General features: G+C 69.3%; 16 protein-coding genes. 5 read left to right on the top strand and 11 right to left on the bottom strand.

Going from position 1 to position 21,158, the window contains the following annotated elements:
* Positions 1 to 17: 17 nt before the first annotated feature.
* On the bottom strand, positions 18 to 3,338 hold the full coding sequence (locus ABZ855_RS30965) for a S8 family serine peptidase (RefSeq protein WP_360812438.1): 3,321 nt from the start codon (positions 3,336 to 3,338) through the stop codon (positions 18 to 20).
* Between the two features lie 300 nt (positions 3,339 to 3,638).
* Between ABZ855_RS30965 and ABZ855_RS30960 the strand changes: the two genes are divergently transcribed.
* Both ABZ855_RS30960 and ABZ855_RS30955 read left to right on the top strand, forming a co-directional pair.
* Positions 3,639 to 4,106, top strand: coding sequence for an NUDIX hydrolase (locus ABZ855_RS30960; protein ID WP_360812436.1), 468 nt, complete (start codon positions 3,639 to 3,641; stop codon positions 4,104 to 4,106).
* Positions 4,107 to 4,306: 200 nt separating this feature from the next.
* Positions 4,307 to 6,076, top strand: a complete 1,770-nt coding sequence (locus ABZ855_RS30955; RefSeq protein WP_360812434.1) for a TIGR03767 family metallophosphoesterase — start codon at positions 4,307 to 4,309, stop codon at positions 6,074 to 6,076.
* A 3-nt stretch (positions 6,077 to 6,079) separates the two neighbouring features.
* On the opposite strand, the gene ABZ855_RS30950 is transcribed toward ABZ855_RS30955, so the two are convergent.
* Both ABZ855_RS30950 and ABZ855_RS30945 read right to left on the bottom strand, forming a co-directional pair.
* On the bottom strand, positions 6,080 to 6,301 hold the full coding sequence (locus ABZ855_RS30950) for a DUF397 domain-containing protein (protein WP_360812432.1): 222 nt from the start codon (positions 6,299 to 6,301) through the stop codon (positions 6,080 to 6,082).
* A gap of 3 nt (positions 6,302 to 6,304) precedes the next feature.
* Positions 6,305 to 7,186, bottom strand: coding sequence for a helix-turn-helix transcriptional regulator (locus tag ABZ855_RS30945; protein WP_360812430.1), 882 nt, complete (start codon positions 7,184 to 7,186; stop codon positions 6,305 to 6,307).
* 202 nt (positions 7,187 to 7,388) lie between these two features.
* Between ABZ855_RS30945 and ABZ855_RS30940 the strand changes: the two genes are divergently transcribed.
* Entirely contained in the window at positions 7,389 to 7,799 is a 411-nt protein-coding gene (locus ABZ855_RS30940; protein WP_360812428.1) for an ATP-binding protein, read from the top strand.
* A 134-nt stretch (positions 7,800 to 7,933) separates the two neighbouring features.
* Positions 7,934 to 9,064, top strand: coding sequence for a serine hydrolase domain-containing protein (locus ABZ855_RS30935; protein WP_360812575.1), 1,131 nt, complete (start codon positions 7,934 to 7,936; stop codon positions 9,062 to 9,064).
* Between the two features lie 70 nt (positions 9,065 to 9,134).
* On the opposite strand, the gene ABZ855_RS30930 is transcribed toward ABZ855_RS30935, so the two are convergent.
* Both ABZ855_RS30930 and pepN read right to left on the bottom strand, forming a co-directional pair.
* Complete coding sequence (locus tag ABZ855_RS30930) at positions 9,135 to 10,205, bottom strand: hypothetical protein (RefSeq protein WP_360812426.1); 1,071 nt, start codon at positions 10,203 to 10,205, stop codon at positions 9,135 to 9,137.
* Between the two features lie 352 nt (positions 10,206 to 10,557).
* Positions 10,558 to 13,149 carry an aminopeptidase N gene (gene pepN / locus ABZ855_RS30925; RefSeq protein WP_360812424.1) on the bottom strand — a complete coding sequence of 864 codons (2,592 nt, stop codon included), beginning with the start codon at positions 13,147 to 13,149 and terminating at the stop codon, positions 10,558 to 10,560.
* A gap of 138 nt (positions 13,150 to 13,287) precedes the next feature.
* Here pepN and ABZ855_RS30920 point away from each other — a divergent pair, with 138 nt between their 5' ends.
* Positions 13,288 to 13,944 carry a DsbA family protein gene (locus ABZ855_RS30920; RefSeq protein WP_360812422.1) on the top strand — a complete coding sequence of 219 codons (657 nt, stop codon included), beginning with the start codon at positions 13,288 to 13,290 and terminating at the stop codon, positions 13,942 to 13,944.
* Between the two features lie 243 nt (positions 13,945 to 14,187).
* On the opposite strand, the gene ABZ855_RS30915 is transcribed toward ABZ855_RS30920, so the two are convergent.
* From ABZ855_RS30915 to ABZ855_RS30890, 6 genes are all read right to left on the bottom strand, one after another.
* Positions 14,188 to 15,084 carry a TauD/TfdA family dioxygenase gene (locus ABZ855_RS30915; RefSeq protein ID WP_360812420.1) on the bottom strand — a complete coding sequence of 299 codons (897 nt, stop codon included), beginning with the start codon at positions 15,082 to 15,084 and terminating at the stop codon, positions 14,188 to 14,190.
* 23 nt (positions 15,085 to 15,107) lie between these two features.
* Positions 15,108 to 16,478 carry an LLM class flavin-dependent oxidoreductase gene (locus ABZ855_RS30910; RefSeq protein ID WP_360812418.1) on the bottom strand — a complete coding sequence of 457 codons (1,371 nt, stop codon included), beginning with the start codon at positions 16,476 to 16,478 and terminating at the stop codon, positions 15,108 to 15,110.
* Positions 16,479 to 16,608: 130 nt separating this feature from the next.
* Complete coding sequence (locus tag ABZ855_RS30905) at positions 16,609 to 17,382, bottom strand: ABC transporter ATP-binding protein (protein ID WP_360812416.1); 774 nt, start codon at positions 17,380 to 17,382, stop codon at positions 16,609 to 16,611.
* On the bottom strand, positions 17,358 to 18,278 hold the full coding sequence (locus ABZ855_RS30900) for an ABC transporter permease (RefSeq protein WP_360812414.1): 921 nt from the start codon (positions 18,276 to 18,278) through the stop codon (positions 17,358 to 17,360). The genes ABZ855_RS30905 and ABZ855_RS30900 overlap by 25 nt, the downstream gene beginning before the upstream one ends.
* Positions 18,275 to 19,342 carry an ABC transporter substrate-binding protein gene (locus tag ABZ855_RS30895; RefSeq protein ID WP_360812412.1) on the bottom strand — a complete coding sequence of 356 codons (1,068 nt, stop codon included), beginning with the start codon at positions 19,340 to 19,342 and terminating at the stop codon, positions 18,275 to 18,277. Before ABZ855_RS30895 ends, ABZ855_RS30900 begins: the two co-directional genes overlap by 4 nt.
* Before the next feature lie 277 nt (positions 19,343 to 19,619).
* The gene (locus ABZ855_RS30890) at positions 19,620 to 20,933 is read right to left on the bottom strand and encodes an ROK family protein (RefSeq protein ID WP_360812410.1); all 1,314 of its coding nucleotides are present in this window, start codon (positions 20,931 to 20,933) and stop codon (positions 19,620 to 19,622) included.
* Positions 20,934 to 21,158 lie beyond the last annotated feature (225 nt).

Below are 21,158 nucleotides of genomic sequence, written 5' to 3'. Positions count from 1 at the left end.
CGTGGTCGTGCCCAGTGTTACGGCGTGACCTTCTCGATCTTCACGCTGCCGATACCGGCGACCGTGCCGTGCCCGTTGACCAGGGACACCTGGCCGAAGAACTCACGGCCGGCCGGCGCCGGGGCCGAGGCGACGATGTTGCCGGAGACGGTCGCCGAGGCGCCCGTGCCGAGCTTCACCGGGGTGCCGGCGACCTGGATGGAGCCCAGGGCGGACGAGTAGAACACGTCCTGGTAGTCGTAGGCCGTGGTGCCGGCCGGGACCGCGTAGCCGATGACCTCGACGGTGTACGTACCGGCGGCGGGCGAGGCGATGGAGACCGCCTCCTCCGAGTCGCCGTCGGCGGAGATGCCCACCTGGTTGCCGGCCGCGTCGTACACGACGAGGTCCAGGTCGGCGGCCGTGTCGGAGACGTTGCCGATGGCGACGTCCAGGGACGCGGCGCCCGCGGGCACCTCGACCGTGGTCGTATGCGTCTCGTTGGTGGCGATGGTGGGACGGGCGGTCAGGGACGAGCCCAGCGGACCGCCGGCCAGCTTGCCGTCGACCGGCGCGAGGTTGTTCGTCACCTTCCAGGAGGCGGCGATCGGCGTACCGACCTTGGCCTCGGGAACGGTCACGACGTCCGGGTCGAAGGTCGCGCCCAGGACGGTGGCGTTCAGCTTGTACGGGTTGTCGAGCAGCGGCGACGTACGACGCGACTCGACCTCGACCTCCCAGACACCGGCCTGCGGGTTCGGGTACGAACGCACGTCGGGCGCGCAGCCGTTGGTGTTCGGGTAGTTGCTGTAGCAGTACGGGGTGCCCGTGTCCTCGACCGGGACACCGTACGGGTGGATCGAGATGAACCGGGTCTGGCTGGTGGCCGCCAGTCCGCTGATCGCGACCTCGAGGGTCTTGGCGCCCTCGGGCACGGTCAGGAAGTAGGACTGGGTGCTGTTGCGCTGCACCGAGCCCGACGCGGCGAACGTGTACTTGACCGGCTTCGAGATCACGACCGTGGTCAGGATCTGCTTGTCGACGCCATCCGTCCTCGGGTCGTCGAGCTCAAGGATGGCGCTCTTGATGCCGGCCGTGTCCGACTCCGCGGTGACCTTGATGGTGACCGGCTTGTTCAGCTCCAGCTTGACGTGCTCGGAGCCGGCGATCTCGAAGGTGCTACCGGCGTTGTTCTTGAAGTGCAGATCGTGCCGGACCGCCTTGGCGGGACCGGACGTACGCGTCACGGTGATGTCGTACGACTTCTCGACGCCGGCCTTGAGGCCGCCCTCGCGGTCGTACAGGCCGGTGCCGAAGCCCGGGGTCTTCAGCGCGAAGTCGATCGCGGTGTCGACCGGGGCCTTGACCGTGTAGTCGTGGGCGGCGTCCTCGACCTTGGCGGAGCTGATCGCCCGCCACGCGTCCACGATGTTGATGAGGCCGGCGCCTTCCTCGTACGCCTGCGTACCTTCGATGTGATCGGCGTGCGTGGTCAGGGCCGTGCGGAGGATCGTCGGGGTGAGGTCGATGTGCCTCTGCTTGGCGGCCGACAGCAGCAGCGCCGAGGCGCCCGCGGCCTGCGGGGACGCCATCGAGGTGCCCTGCAGCATCGAGTAACCGGCCGGGAGGGTGTAGCCCGCCTGGGCGACCGGGGAGCCGGGCAGCCAGGTCTGCGTGGTGTTGATCGCGGCGCCGGGCGCGGTGATCGTCGGCGTGAAGCCACCGTCCTCACGCGGGCCGCGCGAGGAGAACGGCATCATCGCGTACTTCTTGGTGACGATGGAGCCGTAGTTGGACGCCCAGGTCTCCTTGGAGATGGACGCGCCGACCGAGATGACCTTGTCGGCCAGACCGGGGTCACCGATCGTGTTGGCGCCGGGGCCGGAGTTGCCGGCCGAGATCACGAGCTGGACGCCGTACGTGTCGATCAGACGCGTGTACAGCTCGGAGCGCGCGTTGTTGCCGTCGTTCAGCGCCGGGAGGCCGCCGATCGACATGTTGACGATGTCGACGCCACGGTTGACGACGAGGTCGATCATGCCCTCGGTCAGCGCGACGTTGGTGCAGCCGGGGCCGAAGATGCAGGCGCGCGACGAGACGATCTTGGCGCCGGGCGCGGCGCCGTTCATCTTGCCGCCGAACAGGCTGTTCGCCGCCGTGATACCGGCGACGTGGGTGCCGTGCTCGGACGAGATCATGCCGATGTTCGCGTAGTCGGCCTTGGCGCCGGCCGCGTTGTAGACGACGTCCTTGCGGATCTCGACGACGAACGGGATGCGCTCGGCGACGTCGGTCGCCGGGTTGTCCGTGCCGAAGTAGCCGATCTGGTAGCCGTCCTTGTACGGCTTCATCGGCGTGTCGTCGGTGAAGTCGTGGTTGTCGTTCACGTCGACGGTGACCGTGCCGGCGGCGGCGTCGTACAGCACGCCCCAGACGTCGGTCTTGTCGCCGTCGCGGTTGACGTCACCGAGCTGGTCGCCACCGGCGGTGGCGGACTCGGCGAAGTAGCTGAACTTGTAGTCGCCGACCGGCGCCGTGAAGTTCTCGGTGCCCTGGCTGGCGGTGGTGATGGCGAAGGCCGGACCGGCGACCGCCCGCGTCTGCCGCAGCCAGCTGCCGTCGCCGTCGGAGACCGGGTCGGTGGAGGTGACCCAGTCGACGATCTTGCGCTCGCCGGTGGTGGTCTTCTGCAGCGCGGGGTGCGCCAGGTCCACACCGGAGTCGAGGATGCCGATGGTGATGCCGCGGCCGTCCGCCTTCGGGTTCTTCTTCACGAAGTCGACGGCGCCCGTCTCGAAGGACGGGTTGTACGGGTTCTTGGCGGGCGTGTTCTTGTCCGGCGCCGCGTAAGTCTTGGTGGTGGCACTCGCCTGGGGGGCGGAGGCGGTGTCGGCGGCCGGCGTCGGGTCGTCCAGGGGGATGTCCTGGCGCAGGTCGATGCCGTGCACGGAGGAGAGCTTGGCCGCGGCGGCGATGGCCGAGTCCGCCTTGGCGGTCGGAACGGTCGCCCGCACATAGCCGACCTTGTCGAAAGCGCGGCCGACGAGGCCGCCCTGGACCGCGTCCAGCTGCGCGGCGACCTGCTCGGTCTGCCCCGGCGCGGTGGCGATCATCATGGTGACGGTCTTGTCGCCGTCGGCCTTGGCCTCGGAGAGGAGTTCGGCGTCGTCGGAGCCGAGCTTGTCGTGGGCCGACTTGACGGAGGCGTCGGCCGGGGCGGGGGTCGCCGCCGTGGTCGCGGAGAAGGCCATGGGTATGGGCCCCGCCGCGGAGAGCGCGGCCACCAGTCCGGCGGCCGCGGCTATACGCGCCACACGTCTCGCACCCGAGATCGGTGCGCGCTGAGGGGTGAGGGTCATCGGCATCCCTTGTAGGTAAAGGAGCATGCGTTGAGCGGCCGAGTTGATCGACCTTGGCCAAAAGCGTCCGGAATCGACACCGGACGATCACATAGCTTTACCCAAGGGGCGGATGTTTGGGGTTGGTTGACCGAAACTATATGAACGAGTGGGGAAAACCCGCGATGCGCTTTGGCTGGATGGGGTCCGAATCGCGAAGTTTCGCACTCGGTGTCTGCCCCCGCATCCGGCGCCGCACACACCCTCGTTCGGGGATATTCCACATGAACATCGCCGCCCCCGCACGCTAACGTCCCCCATATGCGCAAGTCGTTGCGGGTAGCCGCGTACGCCGTCGTCGTCCGTGACGGACAGATCCTGCTCGCCCGAAGCCCCGACGGCCGCGGCGGCCACGAATGGGTGCTGCCGGGCGGCGGCATGGAACACGGCGAGGATCCCTACGACACCGTCCGCCGCGAGCTGATGGAGGAGACGGGCTATCGGATCGACGTGACGGGCCTGCTCGGCATCGACTCCCGCCGCAGCACCCTCACCCACCGTCGGTGGCGCCCGGCGGACCACCAGGGCCTGGCCTTGGTCTACGAGGGTCTGGTCACCGGCGGCGAACTCCGCCCGGAGGAGAACGGCTCCACGGACCTCGCCGCCTGGCACGACCTGGACGCGGTGGCGGAGCTGCCGAGGGCACGGACGGTGCGGGTCGGGCTGGAGCTGTGGCGGGAGCGGCCGGTCACGGGACGGGTCGTACCCCGTCAGATGAACGCGGAGTGACCGCCTTGGGGCCGTTCGCCGTGCGGTCGTGAACGGGCGAGGGGCCCCAAGATCCACGTACGGAGATCGGCGTCGCCCGTTGCTGCCTCGTTCACGCGCAGGTCACCCCCGGTGCCAAGCATCCAGGGTGAGCGGGACGTTCGCGACTGCGATCGCCCGATGACCACTTCCGACGCGTTCGCACTCGGGGAGACCGCGCCATGTCGCGCACACGCTCTGTCGCAAGCTCCACCCAAGGGCTCAATCGACGTACGGTACTCGCCGCGGCCGGGGCGGTGTCCGCCTCCGCGGGCATCGGCTACGCCCTGCGGCCCAGTGACAGCCCGGCCGTCACGGCAACACAGGCCACCGCGGCCGAGGCCCGGCCGGCCGTGCCCCACCAGGCGGCACCGGCCGCGCACGCCCCCTTCACCCGGGGCACCACCCTCAACACCGTCTCCGCGCCCCTCGGCACGGGCGGCTACCGCCGGCTCGGCGAGGGCCGCGCGTGGGAACGGGTGGTGCGTACGGAGCTGGCGTCGCCGAAGTCGGGCCGCGCCGCCCGCCGGACCACGATGGCGGCCTTCGTCCAGTTCACGGACCTTCACCTGACCGACGTACAGCACCCGCTGCGCCTGGAGTACATGCGTTCGGCCGACCCGCACGCCTGGCGCCCGCACGAGGCACTGACGGTCCAGGGCGCGACCTCGCTCGTCGAGCGGATCAACGCGCTGCGCGGAGCGCCGGTCACCGGCTCGCCGCTCCACTTCGTGATGACCACCGGCGACAACACGGACAACAACGCGCACTCCGAGCTGGAGTGGTTCATGAAGGTGATGAGCGGCGGCCGGATGACGCCGAACACCGGGGACCCGCGCCACTACGAGGGCGTCCAGAACAGCGGCCTCCCGCTCTACTGGCAGCCGGACTCGGCCACCCGCGACTCCGACAAGCAGCAGGGCTTCCCGCACATCGAGGGCTTCCTCGAAGCGGCGATACGAGAAGTACGCAGCCCCGGCCTGAACCTGCCCTGGTTCTCGACCGTCGGCAACCACGACTCCCTGCCCCTCGGCTGCTACGCCTCCCACAGCGACCCCTTCCTCACCGACTTCGCGGTCGGCGGCAAGAAGCTGATGGATCTGCCGACGGCACGCAGCAAGGCACTCCAGGACCAGATCAGAAGCTCCGACGACCCCAGGGGCCTCCGCTTCCGCGAGCTGATCCAGGCCCACACCCGCGACCTGCGCTCGGTCACCCCGGACGAGAAGAGGGCCCCGTACACCCGGGCCGACTATCTGAAGGCGCACCTGGACCCGGCGTACGCGGGGGTGGGCCCGGTCGGCCACGGCTACTCGACGGCCAACCTCGACTCCGGCACCCAGTACTACACGTTCCGCATCTCGGACGACGTCATCGGCATCAGCATCGACACCACCGACCCGGGCGGCCACTACCAGGGCTCGATCGGCGCGGCCCAGGTCCGCTGGCTGGACCGGACGCTGCGCGAGACCGCGAAGGACGGCTCGTACGCCATCGTCTTCAGCCACCACACCAGCGACTCGATGACGAACACCCACCACGACCCGGCCCACCCGAACGAACGCCGCTACGACGGCACGGCCCTGGTGTCCCTCCTCGCGAGCCACCGCAACGTCCTGGCCTGGGTGAACGGCCACATCCACCGCAACGTCATCAAGGCCCACCCGGCCCCCGACGACCACTCGTTCTGGGAGATCTCGACGGCGTCACACATCGACTTCCCCCAACTGGCCCGGGTGATAGAGCTGGTGGACAACAAGGACGGCACGCTGTCGCTGTTCACCACCTTGGTCGAATCGGCGGCCCCCCATCGCACTGACTACACCGACCTGTCCCAGACGGGCCTTGCGGCCCTGTACCGGGAGTTGTCGTTCAACGCGCCGGGGGCGCGGGTGGATCTGTCGGGGGGGGCGGGGGATCGGAACGTGGAGCTGGTGTTGAAGAAGGGGTGACCCCTACGGCTTCCCGCCACGGAGGTGCACGAGGAACGGGGCCCAGGCTGTGGCGGGGAGCAGGAGGGCGGGACCTGTGGGGTTCTTGGAGTCTCGGATGCCTATGCCGGGGGATGCGGTGAGGTGGGCTGCTTCCACGCAGTTCTGGCCCGTGCCGTCGCTGTAGGACGACTTGAACCAGGCTTCGGCCGGGGCGAGTTCGGGTGCGGAGGGGTGAGTCGGCATGACCTACAGCTCTCGTTCTAGTTGGTTCAGGAAGTGAGGGGTGTCCTCGGGAGGGAGCGCCGAAGCGGTCATCGTGTCGAAGCGCCGGATGAACCTGTCCACTTCGCGGCGCTTTTCCGACGTGTGGGTCGCGCCCCAGGCGCTGTCGATCTGCACCCTCGGCGGGAGGTCGTCGCCGAGGTCCAGGATCGCGAAGTCGTTCGCGGAGCGGTAACCGGCGCGGAACGGTAGCACCTGGACGGTAATGTGATCCCGCGAGTTCACCTCCACCAGCTTCTTGAACTGCTCGCGCATCACATCAGCGCCTCCGACCGGGTATCGCAGGGCGGCCTCGCCGAGAATGACGCGGAGTCTCACCGGGTCGTCCCGGGTGAGTACCTCCTGCCGCTTCATCCGCAACTCCACGCTACTTCGCACGAATTCGGAAGTGGTTTCTTCGACGGGCTTGTGCAGTTCGAGCAGGGTCTCCGCGTAGCGTCTGGTCTGGAGCAGCCCGTAGATCAACGTCGGGTGGTACGCCCGCATGCTCCGCGCCTCGGGCTCCAGGCCAACAAAGCCGGGCATCCCGGCCGGCATGAGCCCCCGGAACTGGGTCAGCCAGTCCTGGTGGCCGGACTCCCGGTTGAGGGCGATCAGGGCTTCGATGACGGCCTCGTCGTCGACGCCGTACTTGTCCAGGAGCTTGCGCAGATCACCGACGTTGCGGAAGTTCAGTGCGCCCGTCTCGATGCGCAGCAGGGATGCCTCGGAGATACGAAGCCCTTGTACGGCCTGCTTCCGGGTGAGCCCGCCCCCACGGTCACCAAGACCGCAGCCTTCCCTCAATTGGCGCAGCTGCAGCCCAAGTTCGAGCCGCTGACCTGTGCGTCCGCGTTTGGCCGCCATGTGCGTTGCTCCCGTATCGCTGTGCGTGTGGCTACGTGCGTGCGTCGAGTGTTGCACCCTGTGCGCGGCTTGCGCAGCTCGATGTGCAGATGTCGGCATAGTCCATTTTGAGCTTCCATGAAATTTCAGTGGAGTTTCGATTGCAGTCGACAGCACAGCCTCGTCACCGTAGATGGGCAACCCCAGCCCGAAAGGTGCCCCCATGCCCGACCACACCCTCCTCACGCACGACTGGACCATGGGCTACCCCATGACCCTCCGTAGCGTCCGGCTCGCCCGGCTCCACGTTCGTCGCCGCCTCACCATGTGGAACTGGCCCGGCGACATCGAAGACGCCGTTCTCGTCACCTCCGAGCTCGTCGCCAACGCCGTCGTGCACGGCAGAATCCCCGGGCATGAACTGCGCCTGCGCATCGTGGAGTTGGACAACAACGCGCTCAGCATCGAGGTGTCCGACCCGGTACTCGCGTTCCCCGAGGTCAGGTCGCGGGACCTCAGTGAGCGAGGGCGTGGACTGATCGTCGTACGGCAGCTCGCCGACTCCCTGGACTGGTACCTGCGTGCGAGCGTCGGAAAGACCGTGCGCGCCCGTCTCCACCTGCGCGAAGGCTGAAAGTCGCTCAACCGGCCCACCCCGAGCAACCTCACGCCCGCCCGCCGGGTCCCTCCCCCCGACCGACGGCAACCTGAACAAGGGGGAACGGAATGGCAGTCGACAAGAGGCCGGGCAGCAAGAGGCTCATGGGAATGGCCGCGACGATCGCCGTAGCGGCAGGCGCGTTCACCGCACCCGCGATGACAGCGGCAGCGGCCGCACCCGCCGAACGGGGCGCCGGCCACCAGGCCACCCGCGCGGCCATGAACGCCGCAGTCGGCGACGGCGTACCCGGCGTTGCCCTCCAGGCCAAGGACCGGCACGGTGTCTGGAAAGCCGCCGCAGGGGTCGGCAACCTCAAGACCAAGCAGCCGCGCAGCGCCCAGGACAACTTCAGGGCGGGCAGCATCACGAAGACCTTCGTCGCGACCGTCCTGCTCCAACTGGAGGCCGAGGGACGGCTGTCGCTGGACGACACCGTCGACAAATGGCTCCCCGGAGTCGTACGCGGCAACGGCCACGACGGACGCCGGATCACGCTCCGCCAGCTCCTCAACCACACCAGCGGCATCTTCAACTACACATCGGACCCCGATTTCCAGCGCGAGGTCTTCCTCGCGGAGGGCTTCTTCAAGAACCGGTACCGCACCTGGACGCCGAACGAGATCGTCAAGGTCGCCATGGGCCACAAGCCCGAGTTCGCCCCGGGCGCGGACTGGAGGTACTCGAACACCAACTACACGATCGCCGGCATGGTCATCAAGCAGGCGACCGGCAACTCGTACGGCGACGAGGTCCGGCGGCGCGTCATCAAGCCGCTCGGGCTGCACGGCACGTACATGCCGGGTACGGACCCCACCGTCCCTCGGCCCGGCAGCCGCGCCTATTCGACGCTCGCCGTGGACGCCGGCGGCAAGGTGTACGACGTCACCGAGCTCAACCCCTCGATGGCGAACTCCGCCGGCGAGATCATCTCCAACCCCGGCGACCTGAACCACTTCTACTCGGCACTGCTGCGCGGCAAGGTGCTTCCGGCCAAGCAGCTCGCCGAGATGAAGACGACTGTCGCCGCCGGAGCCGTGGGCGGGCGTTACGGACTCGGCCTCATCGAGAACGAGCTGAGCTGCGGGGTCACCGTCTGGGGCCACAGCGGCGGCATCCACGGCTCCAGCTCCGTGGCGGTCACCACGGCAGACGGCAGGCATTCGCTCGCCTTCAACTTCAACGGCGACTGGAGCGGCGACCCGATGAAGGTCGTCGAGGCGGAGTACTGCGGCACCTGATCCCACGAGGAGGGGCCCCCGGTTTCCCGGTGGCCCCTCCTCTCCCCTCCTGGTTCTGCCAGGTCCGTCACTACCTCGGCAGCACCACGACATACGCCGCCGGCTCGCGGTCCCCCGACGCCATCAGAGCCGTGCGTACGACAGTCGCCTGCTGGTCGAGCGCCTCGCGCAGTTTGCGCGGCGTGATGTGGACGACCGTGATGCCCAGCCGCTCCAGGTGCTCGCGCTTACGGGCGTACTCCGACCACAGCGCGTCGTCCTCCTGCTGGTGTCCCGGGCGCGGGGCGCGCGTGTCCAGCTCCACGGCCACCGCGTGGTCGGGCCAGTAGGCGTCGAGACCGCCGAGGTGCGGGCCGCCCGGCAGACGCAGGTCGACGTTCCAGACGGGGTCCGGGAGGCCGTACTCGCGCACCATCCGGTAGAGACGGTGTTCCGCGATCGCCCGGCCCTCGGCGAGCAGGGAGTCGACGGCGTCCACGACATGCGGGCGGCCGAGCAGCCTGCCCTGGGTCAACTCCCGGACCACCGCCGCCGGTTCACAGTGACCGCCGCGCACCGCGTCCGTCAGCAGCCGGCGTACGGCGTCCCCGTCCGTGAGTCCGGCGACCGCGTCGGCGAGGGCGCGGGGGACCGGGGCGACCGGGAGCCCGTCGACCAGCTCGGGCGTCGGCAGCGCCGAGGAGCGGACGATGCGTACGAAGCCCGTGGAGCGCAGTCGGCGCAGCCGGGGGACCAGGACGTCGAGGGTGCCGAGGGACAGCAGCGGCGGCGCGGACGCGAACCCGTGCAGGGCGAGTGCGGCGAGGCCGGTGATCATGGCCTCGGCGTAGACCGGCCGGCCTCGCTCCCGGTACGGCTCCTCGGAGTCGGGCTGGGCCGGAACTCCGGTCGCCGTCCGCTCCTTCGCCGTGTAGAGCAGGGCCGCGTGCAGCCGCTCCTCGCTGGTGGGCGGCCCCGGGTGCAGCAGGAACACGCCCGGCAGGATCTGCTGCCAGGGCCCGCCGGGCCGGCACTGCTCACCGGCCTCGGCGGCCGCGATGCCGTGCGCGCGCAGTTGCGCGGTGGTCAGTACCCGGCGTCGTACGTGCGACAGGTGACGGAGGGGGCGGGTGCTCGGGGAGAGCGGGGTGTTGTGGGTCATGACTCCGACTTTCCCGTGTCCGATCCGCCCCCTAACCGCCGTTACAAGCCCGTCGACAATTCAGGACAAGCTCGCCCTAAAGTGCAAGCGTTCGAATGCCGAAACCCGCTGGTCCCTCCGGGGGTTACGGCGTGGGGTGCCAGGGTTCGGTAACGGTGTGCGGTTCATGGTCGGGTGCGGCCCGGTGGGGGCTGGTCGCGCAGTTCCCCGCGCCCCTAAAAGACAAGGGCACGGGCCTGCGGCCCGAAGGCCCGAAAAGCATGGGGCGCAGCCCCTGCTTTTCAGGGGCGCGGGGAACTGCGCGACCAGCCCCCACCGCGCCCGCACCCGACAACGCGCCCCCCGCCCTCCCTTACCGCGCCGCCGCCCCGTCGCAGGCCTGCGCCCGCAGCGCCCGGGCCAGGTCGTCCCGGGACTCCAGGACCAGGCGCCGCAGAGCCGGCGCCGCGTCCGCGTGGGCCGTCAGCCATGCGTCGGTCGCCGCCAGCGTCTCCGGTGAGTCCTGGAGCGACGGGAACAGCCCCCGTACGACGTCCATGCCGATCTGGATCGAGCGGTCGGCCCAGATCCGTTCGATCACCGCGAAGTACTTGTCCGCGTACGGCGCGAGAAGCTCCCGCTGCGAGCCCTGGACGAAGCCCGAGATGGTCGCCTCCACAAGGGCGTTGGACAGCGCGTCCGACTCGACGACCTGGGCCCACGCCTGTGCCTTGACGGCGGCCGAGGGGCGGGCGGCGAGGCAGCGGACCTGGTGGCGCTTGCCGGACGCCGTGTCGTCGCGGGCGAGTTCCGCGGCGAGGGCCTTCTCGTCGGCGACGCCGTGCGAGGTCAGCGGTTCCAGGAACGCCCACCGCAGCTCCTGGTCGACCTCGAGCCCGTCGATCTTCGCGGTGCCCTCCAACAGCCCCTGGAGCAGCTGGAGATCGGCCTCGCTGGACGCCACGGCCGCGAGGAAGCGGGCCCACGTCAGCTGGTGCTGGCTGCCCGGTTCGGCGAGCCGCAGTTCCTTCAACGCGCCCTCGGCGAGCAGGCGTTCACCGGTCGCCCGCCAGTCGGGGGCCGCGTAATGGGTGAGCGCGGTACCGGCCCAGGCGTGCAGCATCTGGAGGACACCGATGTCCGACTCGCGCCCCGCGAACCGGAGTACAAGGTCTACGAAATCCCGGGCGGGCATCAGCGCGTCCCGTGTGAGGTTCCACAGCGCGGACCAGCACAGCGCGCGGGCGAGCGGGTCGGTGATCTCACCGAGGTGCGCCCGCAGTGTCGCCAACGAGCCCTCGTCGAACCGGATCTTGCAGTACGTCAGGTCGTCGTCGTTGACGAGAACGAGGTCCGGGGCCTCGCTTCCGACCAGCTCACCGACGACCGTGCGGGGCCCGTCGACATCGACCTCGGCACGCGCGTACCGCTCCAACTCCCCGCCCGGCGAACGCCGGTAGAGACCGACGGCAACCCGGTGCGGCCGCAGCTCGGGGTGCGACTCGGCGGCTTCCTGGATCACGGCGAGCTCGGTGATCAGCCCGTCCGCGCTCAACAGCACAGCCGGGGTGAGGGAGTTGACCCCGGCGGTCTGCAGCCACGCCCGCGACCAGGACGCCATGTCCCGCCCGCTGGTCTCCTCCAGCACCGACAGCAGATCGCCCAGGCGCGTGTTGCCGTACGCGTGCCGCTTGAAGTAGCGCCGCGCGCCCTCGAGGAACGCCTCCGGGCCCACGTACGCGACGAGTTGCTTGAGCACGGAGGCGCCCTTGGCGTACGTGATGCCGTCGAAGTTGAGCTTGGCGTCCTCCAGGTCGCGGATGTCGGCCGTGACGGGGTGGGTGGAGGGAAGCTGGTCGGCGCGGTAGGCCCAGGCCTTGCGGTTGTTGGCGAAGGTGACCCAGCCGTTGGTGAAACGGGTCGCCTCGACGAGCGAGAACGCGCCCATGAAGTCGGCGAAGGACTCCTTGAGCCACAGGTCGTCCCACCACTCCATGGTGACGAGGTCGCCGAACCACATGTGGGCCATCTCGTGCAGGACGACGTTGGCCCGCCGCTCGTACGCCGCCTGCGTCACCTTCCCGCGGAAGATGAACTCCTCGCGGAACGTGACCAGCCCCGGGTTCTCCATCGCACCGAGGTTGTACTCGGGCACGAAGGCCTGGTCGTACTTCCCGAAGGGGTACGGGTAGTCGAAGTGGTCGTGGAAGAAGTCCAGCCCCTGCTTGGTGACGAGGAAGACGTCGTCGGAGTCGAAGTAGGGGGCGAGGCCCTTGCGGCACATGGCGCCGAGGGGGATCTCGAGCGTCGTACCGTCGGCGAACGTACGCGAGTACGAATCGGTGACGTAGTGGTAGGGGCCCGCGAGGATGGTGGTGATGTAGGTCGAGATGGGCTTGGTCTCGGCGAACCGCCACACCCCGTCCGAGAGTTCCCCGATCCCGTTGCTCCACGCGACCCATTCCTCGGGCGCCCGCACCTCGAAGCGGAAGGGCGCCTTCAGATCGGGCTGCTCGAAGTTGGCGAAGACACGGCGCGAGTCGGCGGGCTCGTACTGCGTGTACAGGTACACCTCGCCGTCCTCGGGGTCGACGAAGCGGTGCAGGCCCTCGCCCGTGCGGGAGTAGGCGCACTGGGCGTCGACGACCAGCTCGTTGTCCGCGGCGAGATCCTCCAGCAGGATGCGCGTGCCGTCGAAGACGGCCCCCGGGTCGAGATCCCGCCCGTTGAGTGAGACGGCGGTCACACTGGGCGCGATCAGATCCGCGAAACTGGCGGCACCGGGCTCGGCACACCGGAACCGGACGGTGGTCACGGACCGAAAGGTCCGAGGCTCGCCCCCACCACTCCCGCTCTCCGGTTCGCCCACGGCGGACCGCACGTCGAGGAACACCTCGTACCCGTCGACGGACAGCAGCGCGGCCCGCTCCCGGGCCTCGTCGCGGGACAGGTTCTCACCGGGCACGGAGCACTCCCTCGATTGTCATCAGTACGGCCGACCAGCACCGATCCTGCCACGCACCACTGACACCGGGCACCCGGGAATGCGATGGTGGCGCGGATACGTTCCCCGTTGAAAGCGCGCTCTGTCCTTAGGAGACCCATGTCCGAGACGACCTCGACCAAGACCCCCGTCGACTTCTGGTTCGACCCCCTCTGCCCCTGGGCCTGGATGACCTCCCGGTGGGTCCTCGAGGTGGAGAAGGTCCGGGACATCGAGGTGCGCTGGCACGTCATGAGCCTGGCGGTGCTCAACGAGGACAAGCTCGACGAGCTGCCCGAGGAGTACCAGGACATGCTCAAGGTGAAAGCCTGGCTGGGCGTGAAGGTCGTGACGGCGGCCGCGCAGAAGCACGGCGCCGACGTCCTCGGCCCGCTCTACACGGCCCTCGGCACGCGCGTGCACAACAAGGGCGAGGAAGTGACCCTCGAGTCGATAGCCGGCGCCCTCGCGGACGTCGGCCTGCCCGCCGACCTGATCGACTACGCCGAGCAGGAGGACTTCGAGTTCGACGCCGAGCTGCGTGCCTCCCACCACGAGGGCATCAGCAAGGTCGGCCAGGACGTCGGCACCCCGGTGATCGCGGTCCCCGGCGCCGACGGCGAGCAGATCGCCTTCTTCGGCCCGGTCGTCACCCCGGCCCCGAAGGGCGAGGAGGCCGCCAAGCTGTGGGACGGCACCCTCCTGGTCGCCTCGGTCCCCGGCTTCTACGAGATCAAGCGCTCGCGGACGGCGGGCCCGGACTTCAGCAACCTGTAGGCAGGGCGGACCGGACATCGGACGGCCCCCGCGAGTCACGTCCTCGCGGGGGCCGTCCGTCATTCCGCCCGCCGTCGTGTCCGGTGAGAAGACGATCACGAGGTAGGACGCCACACGCACTGCTCTTATTGCGAGAATCTTGCAACTGCACGCTAGCAACAAAAAGCCCCTCGTGTGACGCGCACGAGGGGCTTTTCGTTGCCGACGAGGACGTTGCCGACGAGGGACCGGACTACGGGGTGGTCACGCGGCGACAGACGTGTAGTGCGAGGCGTCCCCCGCGATCGAGTAGCTCTCCTTGCCCTCGATGCCGACCGGGATGTCACCGGCGATGGTCACCCGGTGCAGACGGCGCGGCAGGCCGTTGTAGTTGTCGATGGCGTAATGCTGGGTGATCCGGTTGTCGAAGAGGACGAGCTGGTTCGGCGACCAGCGGTGACGCAGGACGTTCTCCGGCCGCGTGACGTACGCCTGGAGCAGGTCAAGGATCTTGCGGGACTCGGTGACCGACAGACCGACGATCCGCTGCGCGAACCCGCCGATGAACAGCCCGCGTTCACCGGTCAGCGGGTGCACACGGACGACCGGGTGGGCCGTACGGAACCCGATGGACGTGAACTGGGCGCGCTGGGCGGCCTGTTCCTCGTCGAGCGCCTCGTCCGGCACCGCGTAGTCGTAGTCGTTGGTGTGCTCGGCCCACAGGTTGTCGGCCAACTGCCGCAGGGGTTCCGGCAGATCGCGGTAGGCGGCGGCCGAGCTGGCGATCAGGGTCTCGCCGCCGTACGGCGGGATCGTGATGCTGCGCAGGGTGCTGGCCTGCGGCGGGTTGAGGACGAAGGTGACGTCCGTGTGCCAGTGGTTGGCGGCGCGGCCCCGCTCGCTGTCGACGGGCAGGATGTTCGGCGCGCCGTCGACGGACGGCACGGTCGGGTGGGCGGTGGTCAGCTCCCCGAAGTGGCGTACGAAGGCCTGCTGACCCTCGTCGTCGAGGTTCACCTCGTCGAAGACCAGGGCCTTGTGGACGTTCAGGGCCTCGCGGAGAGCGGCGACCTGCTCCTCGTCGAGGGGCTTGGAGATGTCCACGCCGGACACTCGGGCGCCGATGTTCGCGGTGACCTTCTGGATCTCGATGCCGGACATGTGCGGGTTCCTTTCGGAGGTCCTCAGACGAGGGCGGGAGCGGAGGCAGAGGCAGAGGCAGAGACAGAGGCGGGGCTGACGTACTGGTTCGCGGGGCGCGGGAGGCCGTACCTCTCGCGCAGGGTCTGGCGCGGCCCGTACTCGGCGCGCAGCAGACCGCGGGCGCGCAGGATCGGGACGACGTGGTCGACGAAGGCCTCGAGACCGGAGGGCAGGACCGCGGGCATGATGTTGAAGCCGTCGGCGGCGCCCTGGGTGAACCAGGTCTCGATCTCGTCGGCGATCTGCTCGGGCGTTCCGGCGAAGGTGCGGTGGCCGCGCCCGCCGCCGAGCCTTCCGATGAGCTGCCGTACGGTGAGACGCTCGCGGCGGGCCAGCTCGACGACGAGGGTGTACCGGCTCTTGGCGCCCTCGATGGCGCTCTCGGGCGGCAGGTCCGACGGCAGCTGGGCGTCCAACTCCAGTGTCCCGGCGGGGAGTTTCAGCAGGTTCTCCAAATTCCCCACGCCGTGCGTGTACACGATGTGGTCCTCCAGGACCTGCTCGTTCGCCAGCGCCTCGGCCTCCGTCGAGCCGAGCACCGGCACGATGCCGGGCAGCACCTTGATGTGGTCGGGGTTACGACCGCCCGCCGCCGTACGGGACTTGAGGTCGGCGTAGAAGGCCTGCGCGTCCTCGATGGTCTGCTGGGCGGTGAACACGGCCTCCGCGTAGCGGGCGGCGAACGCCTTGCCGTCCTCGCTCGACCCCGCCTGCACGAGCAGCGGGTAACCCTGGGGCGTACGCGGCACGTTGAGGGCGCCCTCGACGCTGAAGTACGTCCCCTTGTGCCGGGGCGGATGGACCTTCGTGTCGTCGCCCCAGACGCCGGTGGCCTTGTCGGCGACGATCGCGTCGTCCTCCCAGCTGTCCCAGAGCTTGAGGGCGACATCGAGGAACTCGGCGGCACGCGCGTACCGCTCGGCGTGGGCGGGCTCCGCGTCGAGCCCGAAGTTCCGGGCGGCCTCGGCGCCGGCCGTGGTCACGATGTTCCAGCCGGCCCGGCCGCCGCTGATGATGTCGAGCGAGGCGAACTTGCGGGCCAGGTTGTAGGGGGAGTTGTAGGACGAGGAGGCGGTGGCGATCAGACCGATGTGCGTGGTCGCCGTCACCAGGGCCGTCAGCAGGGTGAGCGGCTCCAGGGCGCCTGCCGGACGCTGCGCGACACTGCCCCACAGCTGGGGACTGTCGGCCAGGAAGAGGGAGTCGAAGGTGCCTCGCTCCGCGATCTGGGCGAGCCGTACGTAATGGTCCAGCTCGACATGGGCGTGCGGGTCGCTCTCTGGCAGCCGCCACGAGGCTTCGTGGTGGCCGGTGGTCATGAGGAAGGCGTTGAGGTGGAGCTGGCGGGTCATGGGTGTTTCCTTTGCTTATGAATGCCGGTGCGGAATCGTGGTGGCGGGCATCAAGGCCTGTTCCGTGCGGTGCCTCTCGACGCAGGACCAGGCAAATTCAGCCCGTCCGGCGATTGAGGACGAGGCCCCTTCAGGGCCGAAGCGGGGGCCTGGGGGCGGCAGCCCCCAGCGGACGGTCACTCCCGTCGACGGTCACCCCCAACGCCCCGAGCAACAGCCCCCTGTACTCGCCACGCGCACCCGCCTCCCGGTCGATCGCCAGATCGAGCCCGATCCGCCCCTCCTCCAGCACAAGCACCCGCTCGGCCAGCGCGACAGCCTCGTCCACGTCATGCGTGACAAGCAGCACCGACGGCCGGTGCCGCTCCCACAACTCCCGCAGCAGACCGTGCATCTTGATCCGCGTGAGCGCGTCCAACGCCCCGAACGGCTCGTCGGCGAGCAGCAGTTCGGGCTCCCGGACCAACGACCGGGCCAGCGCGGCCCGTTGCGCCTCACCGCCGGACAGCTCACTGGGCCAGGCGCGTTCGCGCCCCTTCAGCCCCACCTCGGCGAGGGCTTCCCGGCCCTTCGCCGCCGCCTCCTTGCCGTCCGTGCCCAGGAGTACGTTGTCCAGCACCCGGCGCCAGGGCAGCAGCCGCGAGTCCTGGAAGACCACCGACACCCGCTCGGGGGCGGTGAGTTGACCGCTGCCCTCGACCTCGTGATCGAGGCCGGCGACCGCCCTCAGCAATGTGCTCTTGCCGGAGCCGCTGTGCCCGAGCAGGGCCGTGAACTGCCCGGCCGGGATGTCGAGGTCGATCCCGTCGAGAACCTTCCGCCCACCGAACGACCGTGTCAGACCCCGGAGTTGGACGGCGGAGGCCTTGGACAGGGTCGTCAGTTGCTCAGTGTGCGTCGCCATGACAGCACCCTCCGTTCGATGAGACGGACCGCGCTGTCGGACACCAGGCCGAAGATCCCGTAGATGACCAGGCCGACGAGGATCACGTCGCTCTGGCCGTAGTTCTGGGCCTGGAACATCATGTAGCCGAGTCCACTGGTGGCGTTGATCTGCTCCAGGACGACCAGCCCGAGCCAGGAGCCGGTCACGCCGAGCCGGAGTCCCACGAAGAATCCGGGCAGCGCTCCGGGTACGACGATCTGCCGGACGAACTGGAACCTCGACAGCCCCTGCACCTCGGCGAGTTCGACGAAGCGGCTGTCGATGCCGGACAGCGCGGCATGCGTGTTGAGGTAGATCGGGATGTAGACGACGATGGCGATGATCGCGATCTTGAACGTTTCGCCGATGCCCAGCCACAGAATGAACAGCGGGATCAGACCGAGGGCCGGGATCGCCCGGTTGAGCTGTACCGTCCCGTCGATCAGCGCCTCGCCGACCCGGCTGAGCCCGGAGGCCAGCGCCAGCAGGATGCCGCCGACCAGCCCGATCGCGAACCCGGAGGCGGCCCGCCGTATCGAGGTCAGGATGTCGGAGGGCAGTGTCCCGTCGGTCCACAGCCGGGCGCCGGTCTTCACCACGGTCCAGGGCGCCGGGATCGCGGCCGGGTCGAGCCGCCCGGCGGCGGACGCGGCGGCCCACAGGGCGATGACGAGGGCCGGCCCGATGAGCGGAGCGGCCGGCAGCCGCTTCCCGGGGGAGAGCCGGCGCCGCCTGCGGACCTGCGAGCCGCCCTCCGCACTCCCCGGCACGGACCCCACGGACCCCACGGACCCGACGGGCCCGACGTGCCCGACGGTTTCCACCGGTGCGGCGGCCTCGGGGCCGGCGGAGGCGCCGGCGGTCACGGCGGTCATCGCCGGTACTCCGCGGCCACGGACTTCGCCGCGATGCCCTCGAAGCGGTGGTCGAAGAGCGAACTCACGTCGAACTTCTTCACGAAGCCGCCCTCCGCGAGCAGATCGGCGGTCTCCTGCTCCCACTTGATCGCCTCGGTCCAACTCGGCGGGAACAGCGGCTTGTTGGCGAGCTTGGAGATCCCCTGCGCCTGGGGCAGGGTCAGATTCTGCGTCTTCACGTAGAACTCCTCGTTCCAGATGTCGGGGTTCTCGTACGACCACACCAGGCCCTTCGCCCAGTACGGGATGTAGGCGGCGATCGCGGCGGCCTTCGCGGGGTCGTTCAGCACGGAGACCGGCGCCCACAGCAGGCTGAGCAGGTCGACCACGTCCGTGTCGATGCTGCGGGCACCCTTGCCGCCGTACTGCTGGAAGTACGCGGGCGCCTGGGCGATGGCCAGTGGCGCGACGTCCACCTGGCCCGACTGGAGGGCGGTGAAGAACTGGTTGCTGGTCAGCGGGACGAGCTTCACGTCGTCGTACGCGAGCCCGGCCTTCTCCAGCGCCCGCAGAAGCACGACGCCCTGCGCCTGGCCCTGGGAGAAGGCGAGCTTCTTGCCCTTGAAATCCGCGACCGACCGGATATCGCTGCCGGGCTTGGTGGCGAAGAGATAGTTCGGCTTGCGGGTGACGTTGATCGCGACGATTTTCGCGTCGAATCCCTGGAAGTGCGCCTGGATCGGCGGAATACCCGCGTTGTTGGCGAGGTCGAGGGAGCCGGCCCGGAAGGCGTTGATGACATCGGGACCGGCGGAGATGTTCTCCCAGCTCGACACCTTGAACGGCAGATCCCCCAACTTGGCCAGCTTGAACTGGAGTTCCTGGGTGCCCGAATACGAGTTGATCTTCAGGCTCGTACCGGCCGGAATCCTGTCGGCGAGCGGAGCGGTCGAGGCGCCCTTGGTGTTGGCTGCGGCGCTGCTGTCGGCGCAGCCGCTCAACCCGGCGACACCGGCCGCGGCGCCGAGCAGGGAGGTGAGGAAGAGCCGTCGGTCGACACCGGGCACGGGAGAGGAAGGCATGGGAGGACTCCGTGAGTTGGGAAGGCTGGAGCGCATGCGGAATTCAGGGCACAAGAAGGCCCGAAAAAGGGAATTCACGCAGAAGGACTTCACGCGGAAGGAAGGATGGAGCGGAAAGCTCGGAAGAAATGAGCGCTTCACACGTGGCAACGTGTCAGCAACAGTGGCGACGTGTCAGCAACAGAGGGTGCGACAGCTCACGAAAGGGCTCATGAGAACGATGTTCCAGGTCATGCGTGGTTCCTGTCAACATTCGGAGTTTCTGAATTAAGTAACCTCAGGTGAGGCGGCCCGCGGCCAGCGGATCCCGGTACAGGACATCGAGTGCCACCGAACCGCCCGCCACCGCGAGCACCGAATCCGGGAAACTCGTCGGCACGACGGAGGACGCGCGTTCCCCCCCGACCTCCTCGCGCAGCGCGGCGAGGCAGTCCTCGCGGTGGATGACCCCGACCTCGGTCACGACCACCGTCTCCGGATTCAGCACATCGAGCAGCAGCCGCGTCGCCCGTCCCACGGCACCCGCCCGCCGCACCAACAGCCCCACGGCGTCGGGGTCGCCGCCGGCCGCCGCCGCGACCACCCGCATGGGGTTCGTGCCCGCGACGACGCCCGCCTCCCGCGCCCGCCGGCACAGCGTCCGCTCGCTCAACTCGGCCTGCAGGCACGCCGTACGCCCGCATTCGCACAGCTCCGTGCCGCCCGGCACCGGGAGATGGCCGATGGCGCCCGCCTGGGAGCGTGGCCCGTGATGCACCTCGTCGTTGGTCGCGAACGCCGCGTCGACCACGTTGCCGACGAACAGATGCAGCACGCTCCCACCGTCCCGCGCCGCCCCGAACAGCCGCTCCGCGTTGACCAACGCCCGCGCGTGCCCGTCCACATGGACCGGCAGCCCGGTGCGCGCCTCGAGCGTCTCCCGCACCGCCACATCCCGCCAGCCCAGCAGCGGATGCTCCACGACGGTCCCGGACTCCCGGTCCACCCAGCCACCCACGGCCACCCCGACACCGAGGGCCCGGCAGCCGGGTACGCCGTCCAGCAGCGCCCGCAGCCCCGCCGCGGCCCGCTCCAGCACCCACTCCGGGTCGGTGCGCTCGTGCTTCAGCTCCCGCTCGACCACCACCCGGCCGCGCAGATCGAGCAGCGCCACCGTCGTGTACGGCACGGCCACATGCACCCCGGCGACCACGAACCGTGAGACGTCCAGATCGACGGGGACGTGCGGACGTCCCACGCCGTTGGAACGCCGGGGCACGGACTCCTCGCGGATCAGGCCGAGTTCGGCGAACCGGGCGCAGTAGTCCGTCACCGACGCCGGCGACAGCCCGGTCAACCGGGCGATGGTGCTGCGCGCCACGGGCCCGTGCGCGAGCACGGACCGCAGGACGACACTCGCACTCGTCCGGCGCCGATCGGAATCGGCGGCGCGAGGCACGCGCGCAGGGGAGGCCGAGGCGGAGGGAGATGAAGTGCGAGAGGAGATGGAGCGGGAGACAGGGGAGGAGCGGGGAGAGGGGAGGGAGGAGAGAGAGGAGAGAGAGGAGAGGGAGGTAAGGGTGGGTGCCGTGGCACGGGGCATGGCGATCATCCTCGGGAACGGGTCCGACACTGCGCCGTCTCAAGAGGACTCGGGGAGCTGCGAACGCACGCTCAGGGAGTCCTGTGGAGCGAGGCGCGCCGGAGCCGCCTCACCCGGGGCGGCGACAGGTGGCCGTGCCCACGCGTCGCAGGTCGACATAGCGACGCGACGAGAAGTACCGGGACTGGGCGACCATGCGCTCGAAGCTAGCAAAGCGGACCGACCCTGCACAGA

The sequence above is a fragment of the Streptomyces sp. NPDC047042 genome, assembly GCF_040644035.1.
Lineage (GTDB): Bacteria > Actinomycetota > Actinomycetes > Streptomycetales > Streptomycetaceae > Streptomyces.
This window is presented reverse-complemented; position numbering and strand designations above follow the sequence as displayed.